We start from the raw sequence: 8,480 nt of genomic DNA on the forward strand, positions 1-8,480 counted from the left end.
GAGTTGTTGATGTATTCAGTGCCAGTGGAAGAGGTCTCAAAGAGGTTAGGTTATACCAACGTCGCGAGCTTTAATCGGATGTTTAAGAAACATCGAGGTTTGACGCCTAAGCAGTATATTGAGCGTTTTGAGAGTCAATACTGATCGTCATTAGTCTTCATCTAGCTTTTTAAAATGAGTGGATAGGTAAACGGTTATCCAAGTACTAAGGACAAAAGGCGCGGTGAGTGGTAGCAGTGACAGTTCATGAAAACCAAGTGTGATTAGACAGCTCAACAGCATGCCTAATAGGATCAACGGCCAAGGAATTCGCGGATAGAACACAAGTGCTAGAGTGGCAAGAGTGGCGTTGTACCCGTAAAGACCTTGCTCAATTAGCGCGCCAGAAGCGCCAATCATGTGGCTAAAAACAGTGCTGATTAACACTGCGAGTACTACCCATAGCGCATGCTTGATATTGTTGAGTGCGATGGCAACCAAGATGACTAGACCCGATAGTGCATTATCGATAAAGCTGACTTGGCTGATCCCTTTCAATAACGGTAGCACCGGTGTTGGTAAGCTGAACCACGAGTCTACCTCAAGACTGATTAGTGGCCTCAGTGCGGAGTCAGGTGCCGAAAACGCCGATAGCCCCAAGGTTGATTGGATAGTATAAATCAGCCAAGAGGTGAGGATAAAGGCACTTGTGTAACCGCGATACTTCTTAAAGCTAAACACGATCTTGGCGATGGGTACGGTAATGAGCGAGCCGAGGGCTACTACTAAAATCAGCCACCCATTTACTTCAAAAAAATTCCCGATGAACAAAGCAATCAGTGCGCCATTTAGTGCATACATGCCATTCTCAATATCATGAGACGGTTTATTGGTCAGTAAGGCAAATCCATAGCTGCAACTGGCGCCAAACAAGGTAAGAAAAGCCAGCGCAAGTGACTCAATAGAAATGGCAAACAATAGCAGAAGCGACGTCATAACAGACGGTGTGAAATAGACTTGCCCAATGCCATTGAGCAAGCCTTCAAATGGTAGAATATCCTTATTCGTTCTCATCGTCTGATTACATTCTTTTGCTATGTTGAATCTTTTGTAGCTCAGATTGTATGCAATTTTATTAAGTTGACCATCTTTGCGTATCAATTCTGATACCAGCGCTCACCATAGGCTTGTTGGTAATCTGGTGTTTCAATGATGCCTTCTTGCTCTGGAACGGTTTCTAATGGCCCAACGACCGTTCGATAAGGTAATACGCCAGCCCATACCGGGATATCCATATCAGCTTTATCATCATTCACTCCATGTTTACCTATCTTCACGGAGGCTTCTGTTAAAGGGATCGCCAATAGCTCGGTGGCGGTGAGCTCTTTCTCATTACTGAGCCTGACTTCGTCGGTTCTTCCCGGCGCGATTTGCTCAATGAAGATGTTCAATAAGCGATCTTTTTCTTGGTTGTCATCGATGATTGAAAATGACCCCAACACCACTGCAGAACGATAATGCGCACTGTGGTGAAATGCCGAACGAGCTAACACCCAACCATCGAACAAAGTGAACGTTAAACAGGTTGGCTCTCCTTTTTTTAAGCCTTTCAACAAGCGGCTGTTTTTAGCACCATGGATGTAGACCATATCATCCACTCGCCACGCGAGCATTGGAATAACCATTGGTCCATGTTCGCCTTGCAATGCAATGTGTGCGATTAAGCTCTCATCTATGATTTGATGAAGTTTCTCTTGTTCAAATACGGCTTTGTGAGCCCCTTTTTTAATCGTGGTTCTTTTCGTGCTAGATAACATAATCGCTCCTTAATCATTGCCTTTTGATTAATGTAGCGATTAACTGGTTTATTAAATAGAGCCACTTTTAAACACTATTTGGATCCAGTTATGCAGCCTATTGATGTCGGTGACCTACAGTTAGACGAGCAACATGACACGCGTCAAACCGCCTTGTTTCATGCGATCAGAGAAAAGATTGTTCAAGATTTATGGAGTAAGGGCAGTAAGTTACCCTCAACGCGTAAGTTGGCCGTAGAACTGTCGGTAAGTCGAAATACGGTGATTTATGCGTACGAACAACTGGTCACCGAAGGCTATATCGAGAGTAAGCAAGGCTCAGGGTTTTATGTCTCGGTTGAACAACCAGAGCACTTTCTAAGTTTGTCTCAGCCAAACAGTGTTCAGGATCCGAAGGTTAAACAAACAGTCAGTAAACCGGCTGCAAACATAGCGACACCTAACGACATTAACCGCAGCTTTGCCCCCGGAGTTCCTGACTTAGATGCGTTCCCTTTTGCGAAATGGCAGAGGCTGCTGCAACGTCACTCTACACGTCAGAACATAGCGGGAAATCAAGAGGTTCAGGGAAGCTTGGCCTTGAGGGAAGCATTGAGCGGGTATCTTGCGAGTAGTCGCTCGGTTCACTGCAGTACCGATAGAATCATCATCACCGCAGGTGCGCAGCAAGCCATCTCAATTGGTTTGATGGCGACGTTAGCTATGGGGGACAAAATCCTTGTGGAAGAGCCCGGCTATCGACAAGTGCATAAAATCATCGATCTGTTGAGGCTAGAGCTAGACGGTGTGAGTGTGCGTGAAAAGGTTGGGTTAGATATTGAAAAAGTGCTGTCCAGTAACGCCAAGGCTCTGTATGTCACGCCGAGTAACCAATACCCAATGGGCACGACCTTGAATACCGAGCAACGACTTAAACTGATCGATTGGGCCAATCAACATCAGTCATGGATCATTGAGGATGATTACGACAGTGAGTTTCAGTTTGCTCATCGCCCTTATACCAGCATGCAAGGGTTAGCGGGAAAGTTAGGGTTCGATGATCGCATCATCTATGTCGGATCCCTGAGTAAGGTGATGTTCAATGGCTTGCGACTAGGTTATTTGGTGGTGCCAGAAAGTCTGGTGGCGAAGTGTCTTGAGATTAAAGATGCGCTCACTGGAGACACGGCCTCACATACACAAGAAGCGCTGGCGGACTTTGTACGTGAAGGCGATTTATTGCGCCATATTAGAAAGATGCGTCGTTCATACAAACTCAAGCATGAAGCGATGATAGAAGCGATTAAAAGTGAGTTTCATGGCGATCTTGAAGTGATCAGTCAGGCTGCTGGGCTACATGTGACAGTGAAGTGGTATCAAGGGATATCTGAACATGAGTGGAGCCGTAGAGCAGAGTTTGAAAATATCATCATTCGTCCTTTTGACTTTTATGAATATGGATCAAGTGATGCTCGTGATTGGAGTGGTGCAGTGCTGGGGTTTGGTAATATCCGACTGGCTGACATAAAGCCGAAGATCAAACAGATCGCTCGGCTTTTTTATCAGTAATATTGGTAGGGCTTGTTTACAATTTTCTGATTCATCACTAATCGAGTTACAACTTGTCGATAGAGACAGTGGGTTTACCTTTGCCTAGCCACTTCCGCCAAGGGAGTGACAATGTCACAAAAACAGTCACAGCATAGAGCATCGACCAGCTTAGGCAGATAAACACCAAGGTACAGATCACCAGTGAGAGCATGGCAATGTATCTAGATGCGCCAGTCAATAATCGGCAAGCCGCTAACATCGCAAGCAGATAAACCAGTACGAAAATACCGTTGGCGAGTTTAAGAAAGAATTCGAGATCCAAATTAGACAGCTCGCCGATTACACACGAGATAAGCGCAATAAAGCCAATTGCTAAGGTTGGATAAAGTGGTACGCCACGGCTGTTGAGCTGCGCCATTTTACTGGTCGGAGTGTGTTGGCGAGCTTGAGCCCAAATCATGCGAGACAAGCTTTGGGTGTAAAGGTTTAGGCTAGCAAAACAAGCAAAGAAGCCAAGTACACTGATAACGGCTTTAAAGCCATTGCCAAACAATTGCTCTGTCACCCATGGGATAGAGGCAGCATCAAATTCTGGTGAACCATAAGCGCCTAGCTTGATAATAACCACTGAACAAGCCCAGTACACTAAGCCTGCGACGAAACACCCGGCAATGATGGCGATGGGGAAGTCACGCTGTGGATTCTTAAATTCCTCTCCCATGTGAGCAAAGGCTTCGATTCCTACAAAGCACCAAAACATAACCGCCAGTGCAGCACCAATAGACCACATTGAATCGGATGTCATAGTCGGAACTGCGATGTCAGCAGCAGTGATGTCGGCTTTCCAAACAAAGGCGCTGACTAAAGCAAAAATCGATAAGGCAATTACGGTTTGCAAGCGGCCTGAAGATTTACTGCCCATCAAATTGACGGCAATAAGCAAAGCGACGGTAAAGGATTGAGCACCTAATGGTGTGTCGAGTGGTGCTGGTAACAGCTGTTGAGCAAAGCCACCTGCCAATGCAATCGCCGCTGGAATACCGACAGGAATAACACTCACAAACAACCAAGCCACACTGGTTTCTAATCGCTCGCTGAATGCTTGGCGTACAAAATAGGCCGTGCCTCCTGCATTGGGGTAGCGTTTCCCTAATGCTGCGAAGGTTAGTGCAATCGGGCAAATAGCGATAAACAGGATTAACCATGCTAGTAGCGATAACTGCCCTGCAATGCCTGCCGCGATAGCTGGGATCATAAACAATCCTGTGCCAAGCAAGGTCGTAGAGAGTTGTCCAATTCCTGAAATAAGCGTGATTTCTTGTTTGAGTTGCGTCATTCGCTGTCCTTGCTATTGGCTTTGATATCGGTTTTATGGTGCAGTCTTGTGAGGCTGAGATTGAAAGCATACATTGTCGACATCAATAATACAGCTAGCGAAACGTCTTAAGACACCGTCAATTTAACGGTATTAATTTGATTAAGCGTGAAAGTGTCGGCTGTCATAATGGCTGTTATAAGTTAGAAAGTTGTGTCAAATTAGGCGTTATAAATAGAACAATAAATGGAAAGAATCAGAAGCATGGATAAATTTGATCGCCAAATTTTAGATATTCTAAAAATTAACGCTCGATGCTCAGTGAGCGATATCGCAAGAGATGTCAGCCTGTCTCGCTCTGCAGTGAACGCCAGAATCAAGAAGCTGGAAAACGATAAGATCATCACAGGATATTGTGCACAGGTGACCGAGCCTGATTTACCGAAGAACGTTGGCGCTTATATCTCTTTGAAGTTTGACATGTCGAGCAGTAACCATAATTGTGAGTCTTACGCTAAAAATATCTACGCCATTAATGGTGTGCAGTGGTGTCACTCTATTAGCGGTGAGACCGACATGATGCTTTATGTTGAAGTTGAAAGCATGGAGCGTTTGAACCAAATTCGTGACCAGCTGCAAGGCTATCCTGAACTTCGACATCTTATGACTCATACTGTCTTAACGGAATTCTTCAACAAGCAAACTTCGTCTTTTAATATGTCTTGAGTGAGTGCTGCTTACCTTCACTGTGTCGTCATTTTTCCGTACTTACTCAACTTATTCTTACTCGCTCTATTCTTATTCACTCTAAGGTTGCTGATGTTAGGTAATATCAATTTAAATTTACTGCGGTCGCTGCATGTGCTTCTTGAAGAGTGCCATGTAAGCCGAGCCGCTCAGCGTCTGCACATCACGCAGTCGGCGGTTAGCCGTCAACTGGCTCAGCTTAGAGATCTATGTGGTGATCCTCTTCTGGTTCGTGATGGGAACAAACTGGTGCCAACCAACCGTGCTTTGTTGCTTAAAGGCAAGCTCGATGACTTGCTGGGCGAGTTTGACCACCTCTTAGATGATAAGCCATTTGATCCACAAGACTGGCAAGGTGAATTGGTGTTGGCTTCGAGTGATACTGAAATACCCGTTGAATCAAACATAAAAAACCTAAAGATTGATCCAATACATATCAATGAATCTTTTGACTCACCCGCTGCGAACCACAAAAGATTTACCCCAATGAATACTCAACGCTCACACCTAAACAGTCCTTCGAAAAAAAGGATCACTGAGCAGGCCTTATTGGTAATACAGGTCAGTTTTTTAGACGAACAGATTGAAAATGATTTTCAGTCGACGATATTTGGTGAAAACCAACAAAGTGTTCAAGATTATTTCCTAAAAAATAGTTATGGGAATTATAAAGTTGTTCCTGCCAAAGAAAATGAAGGAACAAAAAATGATGGTGTTATTAATATCACGCTGGATATAGATCATCCTAACTGCCATTCAAAGTCTGAGAAAAACTGCCAAACTAAGCTTAATAATGTGTTCACAAAGGCATATGAAGCGCTAGATGTTGACTTCGACCTTTCTCAATATGATTCGAACAACGATAATAGCATCTCAGCTCAAGAGCTGTCAGTCATGTTTGTCTTTGCTGGGAATGACAAATCTAGTGGTACACGAAAAACCCCGACAATTTGGCCTCATAAGTATGCTCATAGCACTGTCGAGATCGATGGAAAACGCATTAGTGCTTATTGCTTGTTCGCCGATTATCAAGGTGACCATCAGTCAACAATGGGGGTGATAGCACATGAGCTTGGACATCTGATGTTAGGACTTCCAGATTTATATTCTTATCAGCATGATGGTTCTATTGGTCATTGGGGGTTAATGGGAGGGGGCAGTTGGGGGAGAAAACCGACGGATCAGTATGCTGGCGAAACTCCGGTCAACATGTTGGCTTGGAGTAAAGAGGCATCTGGTTTTTTAAAGCCGAAAGTTCTCTCCAATAACGGGAGTATTGAAGTTGGTACAATCAAGGGTGAAAGCGTTATCCACCTTGACCCTTACCTTAAACAGTTTGGGCCTCGTGCTTATGTGGAAAATAGACGCAAAAACGATTATGACCAAGCGCTCCGTGGTGAGGGGTTATTAATCACAGCCGTGAATATAGATAACCAATTCAATAGTTCTGGTCCGATGCAAGTACAGGTATTCCAAGCCGATGGAGAGGGGTTATTAGAAAATGGATTCTCTTCTGGAGACTCTGGCGATGTCTTCCCAGGTAGAGAATCGGTTACCAATCTCTCCGATGATTCAGAACCTTCCTTAACAGCGATTACGGCGGGGCGAAAGACGGATATCTCAATAACCAATATTGTTAGCGATGATACCAAAGCGAGTTTCTCTTTGTTGGTACCTAACACCAACAACAAATCATCTTGGGTAACCTCTTTTGGGAGAACATACCCACGTTATGACGCGAATATTAATGTTCTAGGTTTCCCCATTGATGTGGTCAAGGGAAACCAAAGTATTGGAGGAATTCACTTTTACGCGAAAGCAACGAGCGCCGCGATGCCGATGTTTTATCGTTTGGTGGAATATCCATATCAATCAAGATTCGGCAATGCAGTTATTGACGAGCAAGCAGCTCGATTGTTACACAGAGGCATCGCGAGGCAGGGCGGCGGACAAATCATTTTCGACGAGAAAATTAAGCTTGGGCTAGGCACAAAGTTAATTGTCTTAGAGATTGAGAATGGTACCCCTGAATACTCAACTCAGTTTTTAGATGCGTATTTAGGGGATGGACAAAGGAAAAGTCAATTTTCAGGATCTATTTCTGATTACAAAACTCGAGGGTTGAGTCGCGGTTTCGGTCAGAATTTCCCTTTTGCAGCGCTTTTTGAGTTGCCAATAGATGCGAGGCCAATTGCTGTCGATGACATGATATCGACCGAGGAAGATACCCCTTTTATGCTTAATTTATTGGCTAATGATATCAATTTACCGAAGCCAAATAATTACTCTTTTGAAATCGCTCAGAAGCCAATGAAGGGCGTGATAAAGGATGGAACCTACTTCCCAAAGGTTGACCAGTTTGGCCGTGACAGCTTCACATACCGTTTGGTAGATAAGCTAGGGTATGAGACGGATTTTGCTAGTGTGGAAGTTGATATTAAGCCTGTGAATGACGCGCCAAAGTTAACAATAGATAGGCTCGAGGTGACGTCTAAGCCTGGTGAAACTGTTACTTTTACGGTAACCGATATTACCGACGTCGATTCTTCTGAACATGAAATTATGTGGTCTCAAATTCAAGGTCCAAGCCTGAAATTAAGTGGATCACGCTCCAAAGTCCTACAAGTGATAGTACCTAGTGATGCTTCGAAAGGAGAGCGATACCGATTTACAATTTTGGTACAGGACTCGTCAGGAGGTTATGCAAAGCAGTCTGTAGTTCTGGATGTGCAAAGAACGGAAGCTTTATTATTAGGCACCAAATCGTTGCAAGTAAAATATGGAGATACAATCGATTTAGTTCCTATTACTAACGGAGCTAACCACACATTATATATTTTAGAATTCCCACGCAGTGGTATTGCAAAAATTGTCGATAGTAAGATCATTTATAATGCTCCTGCTCAACGTAAGCTGGCTTTATATGACACTATCAAATATAAGGTTTTATCGGCCGATGGTGATGAGTGGGTCGGATCGTTTGATATAGAAGTTTTACCGAGTGTTTCAAACGCATCATCTGTGCCATTAAGTCAAGATAATTCATCCGGAGGAAGTTCCTCACTACCTATCCTCTTTATATTGTGTATGCT

General features: G+C 44.0%; 7 protein-coding genes and 1 pseudogene. 5 read left to right on the forward strand and 3 right to left on the reverse strand.

The features are described from left to right. On the forward strand, positions 1–144 hold a 144-nt coding region (locus AB4653_RS13220), incomplete at its 5' end, for a helix-turn-helix domain-containing protein (protein ID WP_372104394.1). Between the two features lie 6 nt (positions 145–150). On the opposite strand, the gene AB4653_RS13225 is transcribed toward AB4653_RS13220, so the two are convergent. Next, positions 151–1,053 (reverse strand): urea transporter, encoded by a 903-nt coding sequence (locus AB4653_RS13225; RefSeq protein ID WP_009845691.1) that lies wholly within the window; start codon positions 1,051–1,053, stop codon positions 151–153. Positions 1,054–1,136: 83 nt separating this feature from the next. Next, on the reverse strand, positions 1,137–1,796 hold the full coding sequence (locus AB4653_RS13230; RefSeq protein ID WP_009845690.1) for a pyridoxamine 5'-phosphate oxidase family protein: 660 nt from the start codon (positions 1,794–1,796) through the stop codon (positions 1,137–1,139). A 90-nt stretch (positions 1,797–1,886) separates the two neighbouring features. Here AB4653_RS13230 and AB4653_RS13235 point away from each other — a divergent pair, with 90 nt between their 5' ends. Then, positions 1,887–3,344, forward strand: coding sequence for a PLP-dependent aminotransferase family protein (locus AB4653_RS13235; protein ID WP_009845689.1), 1,458 nt, complete (start codon positions 1,887–1,889; stop codon positions 3,342–3,344). 46 nt (positions 3,345–3,390) lie between these two features. Here AB4653_RS13235 and yjeH read toward each other — a convergent pair whose 3' ends face one another. Continuing rightward, positions 3,391–4,662, reverse strand: coding sequence for an L-methionine/branched-chain amino acid transporter (yjeH, locus tag AB4653_RS13240; protein ID WP_009845688.1), 1,272 nt, complete (start codon positions 4,660–4,662; stop codon positions 3,391–3,393). A gap of 243 nt (positions 4,663–4,905) precedes the next feature. Here yjeH and AB4653_RS13245 point away from each other — a divergent pair, with 243 nt between their 5' ends. From AB4653_RS13245 to AB4653_RS13255, 3 genes and pseudogenes are all read left to right on the forward strand, one after another. Further along, the gene (locus AB4653_RS13245) at positions 4,906–5,367 is read left to right on the forward strand and encodes an Lrp/AsnC family transcriptional regulator (RefSeq protein WP_009845687.1); all 462 of its coding nucleotides are present in this window, start codon (positions 4,906–4,908) and stop codon (positions 5,365–5,367) included. 93 nt (positions 5,368–5,460) lie between these two features. Further along, positions 5,461–5,769: pseudogene (locus tag AB4653_RS13250) on the forward strand (LysR family transcriptional regulator); the annotation flags it as partial. A gap of 105 nt (positions 5,770–5,874) precedes the next feature. After that, positions 5,875–8,480, forward strand: a 2,606-nt coding sequence (locus AB4653_RS13255; protein WP_372104397.1) for a M6 family metalloprotease domain-containing protein, incomplete at its 3' end; no start/stop codon positions are given.

The sequence above is a fragment of the Vibrio sp. 10N.222.48.A3 genome, assembly GCF_041475345.1.
Classification (GTDB): domain Bacteria; phylum Pseudomonadota; class Gammaproteobacteria; order Enterobacterales; family Vibrionaceae; genus Vibrio; species Vibrio tasmaniensis_A.